At 55.4% G+C, this 15039-nt stretch carries 15 protein-coding genes; 7 read left to right on the top strand and 8 right to left on the bottom strand.

The genetic code is table 11. The features are described 5' to 3' along the window. Positions 1-427: 427 nt before the first annotated feature. The 6 genes from rbsD to rbsR all read left to right on the top strand — a co-directional run bounded on the left by rbsD (position 428) and on the right by rbsR (position 6259). A complete protein-coding gene (gene rbsD, locus ACL2XO_RS00335; RefSeq protein WP_132924308.1) occupies positions 428-847 on the top strand; it encodes a D-ribose pyranase in 420 nt (139 codons plus the stop codon). Between the two features lie 7 nt (positions 848-854). Then, positions 855-2366: a ribose ABC transporter ATP-binding protein RbsA gene (gene rbsA / locus ACL2XO_RS00330; RefSeq protein WP_413741969.1), complete on the top strand. Its 1512-nt coding sequence runs from the start codon at positions 855-857 to the stop codon at positions 2364-2366. Continuing rightward, positions 2366-3334, top strand: a complete 969-nt coding sequence (rbsC, locus tag ACL2XO_RS00325) for a ribose ABC transporter permease (RefSeq protein ID WP_132927943.1) — start codon at positions 2366-2368, stop codon at positions 3332-3334. Before rbsA ends, rbsC begins: the two co-directional genes overlap by 1 nt. Positions 3335-3357: 23 nt before the next feature. Further along, the gene (gene rbsB, locus ACL2XO_RS00320) at positions 3358-4245 is read left to right on the top strand and encodes a ribose ABC transporter substrate-binding protein RbsB (protein WP_132924312.1); all 888 of its coding nucleotides are present in this window, start codon (positions 3358-3360) and stop codon (positions 4243-4245) included. 84 nt (positions 4246-4329) lie between these two features. Then, positions 4330-5256, top strand: coding sequence for a ribokinase (rbsK, locus tag ACL2XO_RS00315; protein ID WP_413741968.1), 927 nt, complete (start codon positions 4330-4332; stop codon positions 5254-5256). A 1-nt stretch (position 5257) separates the two neighbouring features. Next, on the top strand, positions 5258-6259 hold the full coding sequence (gene rbsR, locus ACL2XO_RS00310; protein ID WP_413741967.1) for a ribose operon transcriptional repressor RbsR: 1002 nt from the start codon (positions 5258-5260) through the stop codon (positions 6257-6259). Between the two features lie 284 nt (positions 6260-6543). Here the strand turns inward: rbsR and tpiA are convergent, their stop codons facing one another. The 6 genes from tpiA to ACL2XO_RS00280 form a co-directional block, all read right to left on the bottom strand. Further along, entirely contained in the window at positions 6544-7311 is a 768-nt protein-coding gene (tpiA, locus tag ACL2XO_RS00305) for a triose-phosphate isomerase (protein WP_132924317.1), read from the bottom strand. A 125-nt stretch (positions 7312-7436) separates the two neighbouring features. Beyond that, a complete protein-coding gene (locus ACL2XO_RS00300; RefSeq protein WP_413741966.1) occupies positions 7437-8030 on the bottom strand; it encodes a DUF1454 family protein in 594 nt (197 codons plus the stop codon). A gap of 53 nt (positions 8031-8083) precedes the next feature. Further along, positions 8084-8830, bottom strand: a complete 747-nt coding sequence (gene fpr / locus ACL2XO_RS00295; protein ID WP_413741965.1) for a ferredoxin--NADP(+) reductase — start codon at positions 8828-8830, stop codon at positions 8084-8086. Between the two features lie 179 nt (positions 8831-9009). After that, positions 9010-10020 (bottom strand): class II fructose-bisphosphatase, encoded by a 1011-nt coding sequence (gene glpX, locus ACL2XO_RS00290; RefSeq protein ID WP_132924322.1) that lies wholly within the window; start codon positions 10018-10020, stop codon positions 9010-9012. Between the two features lie 143 nt (positions 10021-10163). Next, on the bottom strand, positions 10164-11684 hold the full coding sequence (gene glpK, locus ACL2XO_RS00285) for a glycerol kinase GlpK (protein ID WP_132924324.1): 1521 nt from the start codon (positions 11682-11684) through the stop codon (positions 10164-10166). Between the two features lie 74 nt (positions 11685-11758). Beyond that, positions 11759-12607: an MIP/aquaporin family protein gene (locus tag ACL2XO_RS00280; protein ID WP_132924326.1), complete on the bottom strand. Its 849-nt coding sequence runs from the start codon at positions 12605-12607 to the stop codon at positions 11759-11761. A 585-nt stretch (positions 12608-13192) separates the two neighbouring features. Between ACL2XO_RS00280 and zapB the strand changes: the two genes are divergently transcribed. Then, positions 13193-13432 carry a cell division protein ZapB gene (zapB, locus tag ACL2XO_RS00275; RefSeq protein WP_132924327.1) on the top strand — a complete coding sequence of 80 codons (240 nt, stop codon included), beginning with the start codon at positions 13193-13195 and terminating at the stop codon, positions 13430-13432. Positions 13433-13484: 52 nt separating this feature from the next. On the opposite strand, the gene rraA is transcribed toward zapB, so the two are convergent. Both rraA and ACL2XO_RS00265 read right to left on the bottom strand, forming a co-directional pair. Continuing rightward, a complete protein-coding gene (gene rraA, locus ACL2XO_RS00270; RefSeq protein WP_132924329.1) occupies positions 13485-13970 on the bottom strand; it encodes a ribonuclease E activity regulator RraA in 486 nt (161 codons plus the stop codon). A 112-nt stretch (positions 13971-14082) separates the two neighbouring features. Beyond that, positions 14083-15000: a 1,4-dihydroxy-2-naphthoate polyprenyltransferase gene (locus tag ACL2XO_RS00265; protein WP_132924331.1), complete on the bottom strand. Its 918-nt coding sequence runs from the start codon at positions 14998-15000 to the stop codon at positions 14083-14085. Between the last annotated feature and the right edge of the window lie 39 nt (positions 15001-15039).

The following is a 15039-nucleotide window of genomic DNA, read 5'->3' as shown; positions in this document are numbered from 1 at the left end:
ATAAGCCATCGGTGAGCTTGTTGACAAAGTGTTCGGTCGGGTTAGGCTACCAGATCGTAAACACGCCGTGAATACATCCCTGTAGGCTCGATCCGCGCCACCCATGGCGCGGACGGTTTACTCTTCTGGCAACCTGCCCTGCCTTATTGACTTCGAGTGCATTTGTCAACAGTCTGGCCGATGGCAATAAGCCGTCGGTTTTTTTCCTCACATCTTCTTCCCGCTGCCCTGACGGACCACGTTTTTCCGGCGACCGCATCCTCTTCTCGCTTCACTCTCAAATTCAATTGCTTGTGTGAATAATCTTTTTTATCACTAGCGAAACGTTTCGATGGCGATCACATTTTTGATGGATTGAGCTTGTACACCTCTGCTTTTTTAACTAATTTCATCCTCAGCGAAACGTTTCGCTGGTGGAGGCAGGAAAATGAAGAAAGGTGTTTTACTGAACGCTGACGTCTCTGCGCTCATCTCCCGTCTGGGCCATACGGATCAGGTCACGATTGCCGATGCGGGATTGCCCATTCCCTCTTCAAGCCAAAGGATTGATCTGGCGTTGACCCGGGGTGTGCCGACCTTTTTACAGGTGGTGAGCGCGGTTGTCAGCGAAATGCAGGTAGAAAAGGCCATTTTGGCCAAGGAAATGGCGGAAATTAATCCTCAGCTGCATGAGGCGCTGCTGGATCAGTTGACGGCCCTTGAGCAGCAACAGGGCAATACCATTGCCATCGAGTATATCAGCCACCAGGTATTCAAAGCCCAGACCGCATATAGCCGCGCGGTCATCCGCAGTGGGGAATGCACTCCTTTCGCCAATGTCATCCTGTGCTCCGGCGTCACCTTCTGAGGCATCTATGCAACCGTTACTGCAATTGACAGGGATAGACAAATCCTTCCCGGGGGTTAAGGCGCTTACCGGCGCGGCGCTGACGGTTTATCCCGGCCGCGTTATGGCGCTGGTGGGAGAGAATGGCGCCGGCAAGTCTACCATGATGAAAGTGTTGACCGGCATCTACAGCAAAGATGCCGGCACCCTGTCATACCTGGGAAAAGAGGTGGCGTTCAGCGGGCCGAAGGCATCCCAGGAAGCCGGTATCGGCATTATCCATCAAGAATTGAATCTTATTCCTCAGTTGACCATTGCGGAAAATATCTTCCTCGGCCGCGAATTCCTCAATCGGTTCGGCGGTATCGACTGGAAACGGATGTACAGCGAAGCTGACCAGCTGTTGGCCCGGCTCAATCTGCGGTATAGCAGCCACCGTCTGGTGGGGGAGCTGTCCATCGGCGATCAGCAGATGGTGGAAATAGCCAAGGTCATCAGCTTCAAGTCCCGGGTCATTATCATGGATGAGCCTACCGATGCGCTCACCGATACCGAAACGGCGTCGCTGTTCAGCGTGATAAACGAACTCAGGCAGCAGGGCTGCGGCATCGTTTATATTTCCCATCGGTTAAAAGAGATTTTTCAAATCTGCGACGATGTCACGGTGCTTCGGGACGGGCAGTTTATCGCCGAACGCCGGGTAACCGAGTTACAGGAAGACGCCCTGATCGAAATGATGGTGGGACGTCGCCTGGAAGAGCAATACCCGCGCATTGAAGTCCCTCTCGGCGAGGAACGTCTAGCGGTCAATCATCTTAGCGGCCCCGGCGTCGACGATGTCAGCTTTACGCTGCGCCGCAGTGAAATCCTCGGCGTCGCGGGCTTGATGGGCGCGGGACGCACGGAACTGATGAAAACCCTCTATGGCGCGGCGAAACGCACCGGCGGCACGGTAGTGCTGGACGGGCGAGCCATTATGACCCGCACCCCTCAGGACGGGTTGGCTAACGGTATCGTCTACATTTCCGAAGATCGTAAGCGGGACGGGCTGGTGCTGGGGATGTCGGTGAAGGAGAACATGACCCTCACCGCCCTGCGCTATTTCAGCCGTCAGGGCGGCGGATTGAAACACGCGGAAGAACAGCAGGCGGTAGGGGATTTTATTCGTTTATTCAATATTAAAACGCCCTCGATGGAGCAGCCAATAGGCCTGCTGTCCGGCGGCAATCAACAAAAAGTCGCCATTGCCCGCGGCTTGATGACCCGGCCCAAGGTATTGATTCTGGATGAACCGACCCGCGGCGTCGATGTCGGCGCTAAAAAAGAGATTTATCAATTAATCAATCAGTTCAAAGAAGAAGGGCTCAGTATCATTTTGGTCTCTTCGGAGATGCCCGAAGTGCTGGGAATGAGCGATCGCGTGATGGTGATGCATGAGGGCCGCTTAAGCGGCATTTTCCCCATAGGGCAGGCCACTCAAGAGGTCCTGATGGCCGCGGCCGTCGGTAAGCAATACAGTACCCAGCAGGAGAATCAATGATGAGTACCCGGATTATTCCCGTTAAACGCGGTTTCAGCAAAACTTGGCTATTAGAACAGAAATCATTGATTGCGCTGCTGGTGCTTATCGCCGTGGTGTCTTCCATGAGTTCGAACTTCTTCAGCCTCAATAATTTGTTCAATATTCTTCAACAGACCTCCGTGAACGCCATTATGGCGGTGGGCATGACGCTGGTGATCTTGACCGCCGGTATCGATCTTTCCGTGGGTTCGCTGCTGGCCCTGACCGGTGCGGTGGCCGCGTCGGTGGTGGGGCTTGAAATCAACGTGTTCGTCGCGGTGGGAGCCTCCCTATTGCTGGGCGCGGCAATCGGCGCCGTGACGGGGGTCATTGTGGCGAAAGGAAAGGTACAGGCCTTTATCGCGACCCTGGTGATGATGCTGCTGCTGCGGGGCGTCACCATGGTATATACCGACGGCAGCCCGGTGAATACCGGCTTCAGCGATGCGGCCGATGCGTTCGGCTGGTTTGGTATCGGCCGTCCGCTGGGCGTGCCTACGCCGGTGTGGATTATGGCGGTGGTGTTTCTCGCCGCCTGGTACATGCTGCACCACACCCGTTTGGGCCGCTATATCTACGCATTGGGCGGCAATGAAGCCGCGACGCGGTTGTCGGGCATCAGCGTTGATAAGGTCAAGGTCATCGTCTATTCGCTGTGCGGGCTGACGGCGGCGCTGGCCGGCGTGATTGAAGTGGCCCGGCTCTCTTCGGCGCAGCCCACCGCCGGTACCGGGTATGAACTGGATGCCATTGCCGCCGTGGTGCTGGGGGGAACCAGCCTGTCCGGCGGTAAAGGCCGCATCATGGGAACCCTTATTGGCGCGCTGATCCTCGGATTTTTGAATAACGGACTGAATTTATTAAGTGTTTCTTCCTACTATCAGATGATTGTAAAGGCTGTCGTCATTTTGTTGGCGGTATTGGTAGATAACAAAAGCAGTAAATAACCTCCCCTGCAGGAAACATAAAGATGAAAATGAAAAAATTAGCTGTTTTGATGTCCGCCGTTGCGTTAAGCGCCGCTTTCAGCGCCAACGCCCTGGCAAAAGATACTATTGCGCTGGTGGTTTCCACTCTTAACAATCCGTTCTTTGTTTCGATGAAAGACGGGGCGCAACAGGAAGCGAATAAACTGGGTTATCAATTGGTAGTCCTCGATTCGCAAAACAATCCGGCCAAGGAATTGGCTAACGTGCAGGATCTGACGGTGCGCGGCGTCAAGCTGGTCATGATAAACCCGACGGATTCCGATGCCGTGGGCAATGCCGTTATCCTGGCCAACCAAGCCAAGATCCCGGTCATCACCCTGGATCGTAAGGCGAACAAGGGCCAGATCGTCAGTCATATCGCCTCGGACAACCGGGTCGGCGGCAAAATGGCGGGTGATTTTATCGGGCAAAAACTGGGTAACAGCGCCAAGGTTATTGAACTTGAAGGGATTGCCGGCACCTCAGTGGCCCGTGAACGCGGCGAAGGATTCAAGCAATCCGCCGATCAATACAAATTCACCATGTTGGCCAGCCAGCCGGCTGATTTCGATCGCACCAAAGGTCTTAACGTCATGCAGAACCTGCTGACCGCCCACCCGACGGTACAAGCGGTATTCGCGCAAAATGACGAAATGGCCTTAGGCGCGATGCGTGCCCTGCAAACCGTCAATAAAACCGATGTGCTGGTGGTAGGCTTTGACGGTACGGCGGATGGACTCAAAGCGGTGCAAAGCGGAAGAATGGCCGCCACCGTGGCGCAGCAGCCCGATCAAATCGGTATTATCGGTGTTGAAACCGCAGACAAAGTATTAAAAGGCGGCAAGGTGGATGCCATAATCCCGGTAGCCCTTAAGCTGGTCACGAAATAACGCCGGTTCACTTTCTACAGCAAGGTATTGCGTTATCGACCCGCCAGCCGGGGGACGATAACGCATTCAATCAGGATAAATACGATGGCGACAAACAAGCTGGTGGTGCTGGGTAGTATCAATGCCGATCATATCCTCAACCTTGAGCAATTTCCTCGTCCCGGTGAAACGGTTATTGGAAAAAACTATACCGTCGCTTTCGGCGGTAAAGGCGCCAATCAAGCGGTGGCGGCCGGGCGTAGCGGGGCGAATATCGATTTTGTCGCCTGCGTCGGCGAGGATGATATAGGGCAGCGTATCCGTAAGCAGTTGGCGGCGGACAACATCGGTGTCGGATCGGTGGAAGCCAGCCCCGGCACAACCACCGGCGTTGCGCTGATTTTCGTGAACCGGGATGGTGAGAATGTGATTGCCATCGATCCGGGCGCCAACGCCGCGCTTACGCCGGATTATCTGGCGCGATACGAGAAAAAGATTATCGATGCCTCCGTGCTGCTGATGCAGCTGGAGTCGCCGCTGGAGACGGTGATTGCCGCCGCCAAGCTGGCAAAGCTGCATCAGACGCAGGTTATTCTGAATCCGGCTCCGGCCCGTGAGTTACCGGACCCGTTGCTGGCCCTGGTGGATACCATCACGCCGAATGAGACTGAAGCGGAACGTCTGACGGGCGTCGCAATCAATGATGACGCCTCCGCCGCCCGCGCCGCGCAAATACTCCATGGCAAAGGCATTCCCACGGTATTGATTACCCTGGGCAGCCGCGGCGTATGGCTTAGCCGGCAGGGTCATGGCAAACTGATCCCGGGGTTTAAGGTCGACGCGGTGGATACCATTGCGGCGGGGGATACATTCAATGGCGCGTTGGTTACGGCATTGCTGGAAGGGGAAGATATGGACAAGGCAGTGAGATTTGCCCATGCCGCCGCCGCCATTGCGGTCACCCGCTCGGGTGCGCAGCCGTCCATTCCCTGGCGCAAAGAAATCGACGCCTTTTTGCAAGGGTTAGACTAGCTTGTCCACCATGAAAGATGTCGCCCGTTTGGCGGGCGTTTCAACCTCCACGGTTTCTCATGTGATCAATGACAATCGTTTTGTCAGCGATGCGGTGCGAGATAAGGTTCTGGCGGCGGTGGAACAGCTGAATTACGCGCCTTCGGCCTTGGCCCGCAGTTTGAAGATAAACCAGACGCGCACCATCGGGATGTTGATAACCTCCAGTAATAATCCGTTTTATGCGGAAGTGGTGCACGGGGTGGAACGCAGCTGCTATGAGCGCGGTTATAGCTTGATCCTGTGCAATACCGAGGAGGATGCGGATCGCATGAGCCGCAGCATGGAGACGTTGCTGCAAAAACGCGTGGACGGCCTGCTTATCATGTGTACCGAAAACAATCGTCCCTCCCGGCTGGCGTTGCGTCGTTATCCTTCATTGCCCATTGTGATGATGGATTGGACGCCGTTTGAGGACGCGCTGGATATCATCCAGGATAATTCGTTGCTGGGGGGCGATCTGGCCACCCGTTATCTGATTTCCCGTGGTTATCATAAAATTGCCTGTATTGCCGGTCCCCAGGATAAAACCACTGCCCGCCACCGGTTGGAGGGCTATCGTCTCGCCATGAATCGCGCCGGGCTGGTTATTCCGGCCGGATATGAAGTGTTCAGCGATTTTGAATTTGGCGGCGGTGTGGCGGCGATGAAACAGCTTTTGGCGTTGCCCGAACCGCCCCATGCGGTTTTCACCGGCAATGACGCGGTGGCGGTTGGGGTTTACCAGGCGCTGTTTCAGGCCGGGCTATCGGTGCCGGGAGATATGGCGGTGGTGGGTTATGACGATATCGAGCTGGCCAAATACCTTACTCCGCCGCTGACCACCATTAATCAGCCGAAAGATTCCCTTGGCGAGCTGGCCATTGATACCTTAATTTATCGGCTGCAAAATCCCGAGACTGAACCGCAAGTGCTGGTGCTGACCCCGGAGCTGGTGGAGCGGGCGTCGGTGGGGCGTCGATGATGGCGCCATTGCCCCGTTTCTCTTGGTTTAACCGCCGGTGATCGCGGGCCTACCGAGCTGTGGGGCGCTCCGGCAGGCGGTAAAACCACGCCCGCTTCGACCCCATCAGCACGGTCTCCCTTTAACACGCTCGGTGTAACCTCCGGCGATCGCGGGTCGTGCCATGAGGTCATCAGTTTTCGCCGATGCGACCCGGCCGTTGCATGTTCTCGCACTGTTCATGGCTGGGTATTGCGCAAAAAAAAAACGGGAACATCTGTTCCCGTTTTCGTCTTGATTCAGTATCAGGCCTGTTTGGCTTGTGCCGCGGCTTTAACGATAACGGCAAATGCATCGGCTTTCAGTGAAGCGCCGCCCACCAGCGCGCCGTCGATATCCGGCTGGGTGAACAGTTCAGCGGCGTTGCCGGCGTTAACCGAGCCGCCGTACTGAAGAATAACCTGTTCGGCGACCGCGGCGTCCTGTTTGGCGATATGGTCGCGGATGAATTTATGCACCGCTTGCGCCTGTGCCGGGGTGGCGGATTTGCCGGTGCCGATGGCCCAAATGGGTTCATAGGCGATCACTGCGTTTTCAAACGCGCCGGCACCCAGGGTGGTCAATACGGCGTCCAGTTGACGGGCGCATACCGCTTCGGTTTGCCCGGCTTCGTTTTCAGCTTCGCTTTCACCGATACAGAGCACCGGAATCAGTCCGGCGTCTTTCAGTACCGCAAATTTCTTCGCGATCAGCTCATCGCTTTCTTTATGGTAGGTTCGACGTTCGGAATGGCCGATGATGATGTATTTGGCGCCGATGTCTTTCAGCATGGCGGCGGAAACTTCACCGGTAAAGGCGCCGGACAGATTAACGTCGACGTTTTGGGCGCCCAATGCCAGGCGGCTGCCGGCAAGCTGGTGTTTGGCTTGATCCAGATACATGACCGGCGGCGCAATAGCCACATCACAGCCGACGACGCCACTCAGTTCACTGCGTAGGGCAGTAATCAGATCGTTCACCAAATGTTTGCTACCATTCAGTTTCCAGTTACCCATCACTAACGGATGTCGCATTTTTTATAATCTCCAATCAGGAACGCGAAGCGAAAATTGATTGCCGTAAGGCACTCTTACCTGACCCATAGTATAGAGATTTAATGCTGTGGTGGCTTTGTTTTTTGTCATCAAACGCAGGGGGATCAAGGCTCGGCTAAAGCGAGTTTAACGGGCTCGACGGCAAAAGTAAGGCCCTTATCGCCATCATCCGCCACCACATAGCGTAACGGCCCCCAGGATTGCTGAAAAAAATGGGCGCCCCGGCCTTTGGCCAATAAATCCATGACCCGGGCCGTGCTTTGCTCCACCGTTAAGCCGGGTTCAAACTCGCGCACCAGCGCGGCCATATAATTGACGGCGGTGGCGCGGGCGGCTTTTTCGCCGCCGCCTACCACCGGCAGGTAGGTAATCTGCAGCGTTTTTATTTTACCGCTGCCCTTTTCCAGGGCGGTGGATGCGTAGAGAGTGCTGTTGATCTTGCTGGCGGCGCGGGTCAGGTTGATAAGATCGTTTCGGTTATCAATGGATCGAAATTCACCGATAGGTAAGTTGGGGTTATGGTCGTTATATCTTTCACGAAATTTAACGATGGTTAAATCGAACGTCGGTGCGCCGGCCAACAGGTATGGCGCCACCGGCGTTGCCGCGGCGGAGGTATCGGCGGCCAGAACATGTGTCCAGGCAACGCCCAGCAGCAGACTGGCGACGGCGAAGCGGATGAACCGGTTCCTATCCATTTATAACCCCGTTAACCACCCTATGCGATACCCATCAGACCGAGTCTCACCGGTTACCAGTAATGCTCGCTGGTGATATGACCCGGCTTGCGCCGCAGGTGTTTGCGCATTTCGCGCGTTTCTTTCAATAATTGCTGAGTATCACGCACCATTTGCGGATTACCGCAGAGCATGACATGGCCATTTTCCGCGCTCAGTGCCACTCCTACCGCTTGTTCCAACGAACCGTCGGCGATCAGCGCCGGGACACGGCCGGTGAGTGAACCGGGCACCGTTTCTCGGCTGACCACGGTCTGAATATGCAGTTTGCCGCTATAGCGCTGCTGCAGTTCAAGCATCAACGGCAGGTAACTGAGATCGCGGGCATAGCGCGCCGCATGCACCAGGACAATATCTTTAAAGCGCTCCAGCCCTTCTCCAAATTGCAAAATAGACAGAAACGGGCCCAACGCCGTGCCGGTGGCCAACATCCACAGCGTTTCACAGGGGGGAATTTCGTCAAGGACAAAGAAACCGGCGGCTTCTTTGGTAACCATCAGTTGGTCGCCCGGTTGCATGGCATGCAGCGGCGGACTGAGCTTTCCTTCCGGTACCGTCACCAGATAAAATTCTAGATTGGGGTTATTCGGCGCATTCACATACGAATAGGCGCGCTGGACGCGTTCGCCGTTGATCTCCAGGCCGAGTTTGGCAAACTGGCCCGCGGTGAAAGCGTCCACCGGCGCGCGGACATACAGGCTGAAAAGACTTTCCGTCCAGTGCTCAACATGTAAGATTTCCCCATTAACCCATTCAGCCATAGTGCATTTCCCCTTGGTCTTTCAATAAATAATCTGACCGGCAAATTATATTCCACTCTGTCACAGCGGCTTTTGATAAAGGCGATGGCGCCATTATCAGTTAATTTCGGTATTGCATCCAGCCCGGCTGTCGGTTCTTGTTAAGAAAAAGTTGCATTCGAAAGACGCCATCAACGGCGCTAAAGGATAAACGGATGCAGGGCGGGATCTTTACGATCGAGATAATGGGTGGAAGAAATGCGCCGGATCGTCCGACTGTTGCCGCGAATCAGCAGGGTGTCCGTGGTGGCGAGCAGACCTTTGCGGGTAATGCCGTTCAGCAAATCCCCTTTGGTGATGCCGGTGGCGGAAAAGACCACATTGTCGTTACGCGCCATGTCATTGAGCCGCAGCACGGTATTGGCGGCGATACCCATGGCCGCGCAGCGGGCCAGTTCATCGGCGCCGATGCGCAGGTTTATTTCACTGTTGCCTTTGACCTGATGGCGGGGCAGCAGGCGGCCCTGCATATCGCCGTCCATGGCGCGGATTGCCGCCGCGGAAATCACCCCTTCCGGCGCGCCGCCGATGCCGTACATGACATCCACTTCACTGTCCGGCATGCAGGTGAGTAGGGACGCCGCCACGTCGCCGTCAGGAATGGCAAACACCCGTACGCCCAATTGCTGCAGTTCGGCGATAATTTGTTCGTGGCGCGGTTTGGCCAGGATAATGACCGTAAGTTGCGACAATGGTTTACCCAGTTTGCGGGCAACGTTGCGCAGATTCTCATCCAGGGGCGACTCGAGGTCGATAACGCCTTTGGCCGCCGGTCCCACCGCTATTTTTTCCATATACATATCGGGAGCATGTAAAAAGCTGTCTTTTTCCCCCACCGCCATCACGGTCAAGGCATTGGGTTGGCCCATCGCCGTCATGCGGGTTCCTTCGATGGGATCCACCGCGATATCCACCGAATCGCCCCGGCCCGTGCCCACCGCTTCGCCGATATACAGCATCGGCGCTTCATCGATTTCCCCTTCGCCGATCACTATACGGCCATCGATGTCCACCTGATTGAGCATGATGCGCATGGCCTGGACCGCGGCGTTGTCGGCGGCATTTTTATCGCCGCGGCCCAGCCAGCAATAGCCCGCCAGCGCGGCGGCTTCCGTTACCCTGGAAAATTCAATGGCTAATTCACGTTTCATGACTAAACCTTGCGTCGCAACTTAAATTGAAGTTTGCTGCAAAGTTTATCACATTCGTCACGCTTTCCGGGTGGTCTATGATTTGCCTGAATCTATGATTTGTCCGAAAAAATAAGGCCCATTCATTGAATGGGCCATATGCCTCAGTCCTTCTGTTCTTCATGCTCTTCCCACGAGCGGGCGCGCGCCACGGCCTTCTGCCAGCCACTGTAGCGCACATTGCGCTCCACGGTTTCAATGCCGGGGTGGAATTCCCGCTCGATAACCGATTTGCTCCTCACCTCGTCCAGATCGTTCCAGAAGCCCACCGCCAGCCCGGCCAGGTAGGCCGCCCCCAGCGCGGTCACTTCCCGCACTTCCGGCCGCTCCACCCGGGTGCCCAGGATATCCGACTGGAATTGCATCAGGAAGTTATTGGCCACCGCGCCGCCGTCCACCCGCAGCGACTTCAGCCGGGCGCCGGAATCCCCTTGCATGGCATCAAGCAAATCCCGGGTCTGGAACGCGATGGACTCAAGCGTCGCGCGGATAATATGGTTGGCGTTGACGCCGCGGGTGATGCCGAAGATGGCCCCGCGCGCATAGGGGTCCCAGTAGGGGGCCCCCAGGCCGGTAAAGGCCGGCACCACGTAGACGCCGTTGGTGTCTTTTACCTTGCAGGCGAAATAATCGCTGTCGGCGGCGTCGCTGATAAGCTTCATTTCATCACGCAGCCACTGGATGGCCGCGCCGGCGACGAACACCGCCCCTTCCAGCGCATAGTTCACCTCGCCGCGCGGGCCGCAGGCGATGGTGGTCAGCAGGCCGTGTTTCGACCGTACCGCTTCGGTGCCGGTATTCATCAGCAGGAAGCAGCCGGTGCCGTAGGTATTCTTGGCCATGCCCTTCTCGACGCACAGCTGGCCGTACAGCGCGGCCTGCTGGTCGCCGGCGATGCCGGCGATGGGAATACGGGTCCCTCCTTTACCGCCGATATTGGTCTGGCCGTAGACCTCCGAAGAGGAGCGCACCGTCGGCAGCATGGAGCGCGGGATATCCAGCACATCCAGCATTTTCTCATCCCAGTCCAGGGCATGGATATTGAACAGCATGGTGCGGGAAGCGTTGGTATAGTCGGTCACATGCACCCGGCCCTGGGTCATGCGCCAAATCAGCCAGGTATCAATGGTGCCGAACAGCAGCTCGCCGCGCCTGGCCCGTTCCCTGGCGCCCTCGACGTTATCCAGGATCCATTTGACCTTGGTGCCGGAGAAATAGGGGTCGATAACCAGCCCGGTGGTTTCACGGACATACTCTTCCAGCCCGTCGTTTTTCAGTTTTTCGCAGATATCGGCGGTGCGGCGGCATTGCCAGACAATGGCGTTGTACACCGGTTTCCCGGTTTCTTTGTCCCACACCACCGCCGTTTCACGCTGGTTGGTGATGCCGATGCCGGCAACCTGGTCGGAGCTGATATCGGCCTTGGCCAGGACCTCCACCAGGGTTGAGCTTTGCGACGCCCAGATTTCCATCGGGTCATGCTCCACCCAGCCGGGCTTGGGATAGATTTGGGTGAATTCGCGCTGCGAAACGCTGACGATATTAGCCTCGTGGTCGAGAACAATCGCCCGGGAACTGGTGGTGCCCTGGTCGAGGGCTACAATGTATTTTTTTTCAGATGGCATGATGTTTTCCTGCAAAAGTTGTCGTTCTAATGGCGTATAAGGCTTGCCATTTCCATCGCGGATCATGGCGGTCATTATGCTTTATGCTCGCTGGCGGCGCGGTGCGTCTCTTCCAGGCCATCTTCGTTTACGGCGGAAGGCAGATAGGGGCCGATAAGCGCACGGTAGCCGAACGCCCCAAGGCAGGCGCCCACCACCGGCGCAATCAGCGGAACCAGGAAATAGGGAATATCGCGTCCGCCGGTAAAGGCCACTTTGCCCCAGCCGGCCAGATAGGCAAATACCTTGGGTCCGAAATCACGGGCCGGGTTGAGGGCGAAGCCGGTCAGCGGTCCCATGGATGCGCCAATCACCGCAATGAGCAGGCCGATGAGCAGCGGCGCCAGCGGGCCGCGGGGGATGCCGTTGCCGTCATCGGTCAGCGCCAGGATCAGGCACAGCAGAATGGCGGCGATAACCGTTTCCACAAAGAATGCCTGTATCACGGTGATGTGCGCATTGGGATAGGTGGAAAAAATGCCGGCGAGCTGCAGGCTTTCCACGCTTCCCCGCACCATATGGTGGGCCTGTTCGAAATCAAAAAACAGGTTGTAATAAAGGAAATAGACCACCGCCGCGCCGATAAAGGCGCCGAGCATTTGCGAGATAATGTAGGGCAGCAGTTTACGGCGTTCAAAATTGCCGAATAACCACAAGGCGATGGAGACCGCCGGACTGAGGTGGGCGCCGGACACCGCGGCGGTGAGATACACCGCCATGGCGACGCCGAGCCCCCAGATGATGCTGATTTCCCATTGTCCTAAGCTGGCTCCCGCCAGCTTCAGCGCGGCGACACAGCCGACGCCGAAGAAGATTAACAGAGCTGTTCCAAGAAATTCTGCGATGCACTGGCCTGTTAGCGTAGGCGTTTTTAATTGGCTCATAGACTTTTCCTGCTGGCGTTAAGTTGAGGTCTTAGCAAAGGGCGGCCTCTGCGTACCGGAAATGTTTTAACCTAGAAGCAAATGTAGGCATCTTGTAAATTTATCGTTAATGAGCGAAAACGAGAAATATCGAAATCAAAATGTGTGCGTCACGTCATAAAAATGAGCGAATACGCGTAATAGGTGTTAGAAAAGCACCAATACAGGCTGATTTTGACTACCCGGAGTTCAAATATTAATGTTAAAAATACGGGGAAATTTTAGTAAAGGGAGGTAAATCTTTCAGCGGCGTTGGGGTGGTATAGCGTACAATGTCGGACGCATTCGATCTTTTGAACGATCGCGGCTGGACAGCGGGGACGGGCCTACATAAAATCCGTTCTTCGGACTTTCAGCACCAACGTTATTTTTACACACGCCGGCCATGGTGCACGGCGCATGGTGCGGATATTTTCATTGGTTGCACATAAGAAGTGTATATCCTAAATAATTGGAGTTGCAGGAAAGCCAACATCCCTGCAGCTTGAAGTATGACGGGTATAACGCAAATTTACGATGACACCTTGCAGGCTTAAGGGGGCTGAAATGGCTTTTGAAGTATTTGAGAAGTTGGAAGCGAAGGTACAGCAAGCAATTGATACCATCACGCTTTTACAAATGGAAATTGAAGAATTAAAAGAGAAAAACAACAGCCTGACGCAGGAAATCCAACAAGCGGCCGGCAATCGTGAATCGTTGATTAACGAAAACGAACAACTGAAGCAGGAACAGGGTGTATGGCAAGAGCGTTTACGCGCATTGCTCAGCAAAATGGAAGAGGTGTAACAACCTTGATCCAAAGGGCGACGGCGAACCGCCCTTTGGTTACCCGCAGCGGTTATTCCAGGTCGAGAGCGTCTTCCGACAGGATGATACCGGTATTGTCGGCATAAAGATGATCGCCGGAGAAAAAGGTCACTCCGCCGAAATTGACCCGTATGTCGCTTTCACCGATACCTTCGCTTGCGGCGCCCGCCGGCGTGGCGGCCATGGCTTGTATGCCCAGATCCAGTTCTTCCAGATCATCCACCTGGCGCACCGCGCCATAAACCACGATACCTTCCCATTGATTCTGCATCGCCAGGTTACCCAGCTCGGCATTGATCAGGGCCCGACGGACCGAACCGCCGCCATCCACAACCAGCACCCGGCCAAGCCCGTTTTCCTCGAGCACATCGTATAACAAACCATTATCCTCGAAGCATTTCACGGTAATGATTTGCCCGCCAAACGATGTCCTCCCGCCAAAATTACTGAAAAGAGGTTCAACAACATTCACGTCTTCATGATAAATGTCGCACAGTTCTGAGGTATCGTATTTCATAGGATTTACGTCGGTTTGCCGCTGGAGCCCAAAGTATATCGCTTTCTTACGACAGTTGCCAAAATCATCAATTGTTAAGTTGATACGCATCAGAAAAATGAACGACGCATGTTTAGCTAAACAGCAGGCCGACTGCGAATAAGATATTGATTAATAATGCACATTTGACGGTTTTTTCCAGCATCGGACGGATGCCTGACGGGCTGGTTTCATGTAAAACATAGCGTGCTTGCATATATAATGCGGGCACGGTCAAAACAAACAGCCAGCCCACCAGGTTATGCAGTTCAAGCAGGGTAAAAATTGCCAGACAAAACACCGCGCCGGTGAGCAGCGCGACGTGATAATAACGTGCCCGCGTCGGGCCGAGCCTTACCGCGAGGGTATTTTTGCCGTTGAGACGATCGCTCTCAATATCGCGCAGGTTATTGATATTCAATACCGCCGCGGCTAATAGCCCGCAGGCGGTGGCGGGCAACATCACCACGCTGTGAAAAGCGCCGGTTTGCAGATAATAGCTGCCGCCGACGCTGAGCCAGCCGAAAAAGATCAGCACGGACAAATCGCCAAGGCCCATATAGCCGTAAGGGCGGGTGCCCATGGTATAGGTGATGGCGGCGATAACCGACAATACCCCCAAGACCAGAAAGCCCAGAATATCGGCGGGTTTTTCACAGGCGATCCAGATCAAGACCGCCCCGGATAATAGCGACAGGAAAATGGCCGCCATCAGGGCGACCCTCATTTGTTCACGGGTAATAATGCCCAATTGCATCCCGCGCAGCGGCCCGATACGGCCTTTTTCGTCACTGCCTTTAATCGCGTCGCCGTAGTCATTGGCCAGATTGGATAAAATCTGCAGCAACGCGGCCGTTATCAGCGCCATCAGGGCAATAACGGGTTTGAAATGACCTTGCCAGCCGGCCATAGCCGAACCGGTAACAATGGAAGCCAACGCCAGCGGCAGGGTACGCAGGCGCAGGCTGACCATCCAGGCTTTGGTGGGGCTTAACGTGACGGTTTGGCTCATAGTTAACGGATCTTTGTGTGAATACCCGGTTCTGGTAAA

Source organism: Sodalis sp. RH15, assembly GCF_047324255.1.
Taxonomy (GTDB): Bacteria; Pseudomonadota; Gammaproteobacteria; order Enterobacterales; family Enterobacteriaceae; genus Acerihabitans; species Acerihabitans ligni.
The sequence above is the reverse complement of the archived record's forward strand: the minus strand, read 5'-3'. Positions and strand labels throughout refer to the sequence as shown.

Bases quoted from the DNA above. Each gene is read 5' to 3' on its own strand.
- rbsD (WP_132924308.1), top strand. From the start codon at position 428: ATGAAGAAAGGTGTTTTACTGAACGCTGACGTCTCTGCGCTCATCTCC.
- rbsA (WP_413741969.1), top strand. From the start codon at position 855: ATGCAACCGTTACTGCAATTGACAGGGATAGACAAATCCTTCCCGGGG.
- rbsC (WP_132927943.1), top strand. From the start codon at position 2,366: ATGAGTACCCGGATTATTCCCGTTAAACGCGGTTTCAGCAAAACTTGG.
- rbsB (WP_132924312.1), top strand. From the start codon at position 3,358: ATGAAAATGAAAAAATTAGCTGTTTTGATGTCCGCCGTTGCGTTAAGC.
- rbsK (WP_413741968.1), top strand. From the start codon at position 4,330: ATGGCGACAAACAAGCTGGTGGTGCTGGGTAGTATCAATGCCGATCAT.
- tpiA (WP_132924317.1), bottom strand. From the start codon at position 7,311: ATGCGACATCCGTTAGTGATGGGTAACTGGAAACTGAATGGTAGCAAA.
- ACL2XO_RS00300 (WP_413741966.1), bottom strand. From the start codon at position 8,030: ATGGATAGGAACCGGTTCATCCGCTTCGCCGTCGCCAGTCTGCTGCTG.
- fpr (WP_413741965.1), bottom strand. From the start codon at position 8,830: ATGGCTGAATGGGTTAATGGGGAAATCTTACATGTTGAGCACTGGACG.
- glpX (WP_132924322.1), bottom strand. From the start codon at position 10,020: ATGAAACGTGAATTAGCCATTGAATTTTCCAGGGTAACGGAAGCCGCC.
- glpK (WP_132924324.1), bottom strand. From the start codon at position 11,684: ATGCCATCTGAAAAAAAATACATTGTAGCCCTCGACCAGGGCACCACC.
- ACL2XO_RS00280 (WP_132924326.1), bottom strand. From the start codon at position 12,607: ATGAGCCAATTAAAAACGCCTACGCTAACAGGCCAGTGCATCGCAGAA.
- zapB (WP_132924327.1), top strand. From the start codon at position 13,193: ATGGCTTTTGAAGTATTTGAGAAGTTGGAAGCGAAGGTACAGCAAGCA.
- rraA (WP_132924329.1), bottom strand. From the start codon at position 13,970: ATGAAATACGATACCTCAGAACTGTGCGACATTTATCATGAAGACGTG.
- ACL2XO_RS00265 (WP_132924331.1), bottom strand. From the start codon at position 15,000: ATGAGCCAAACCGTCACGTTAAGCCCCACCAAAGCCTGGATGGTCAGC.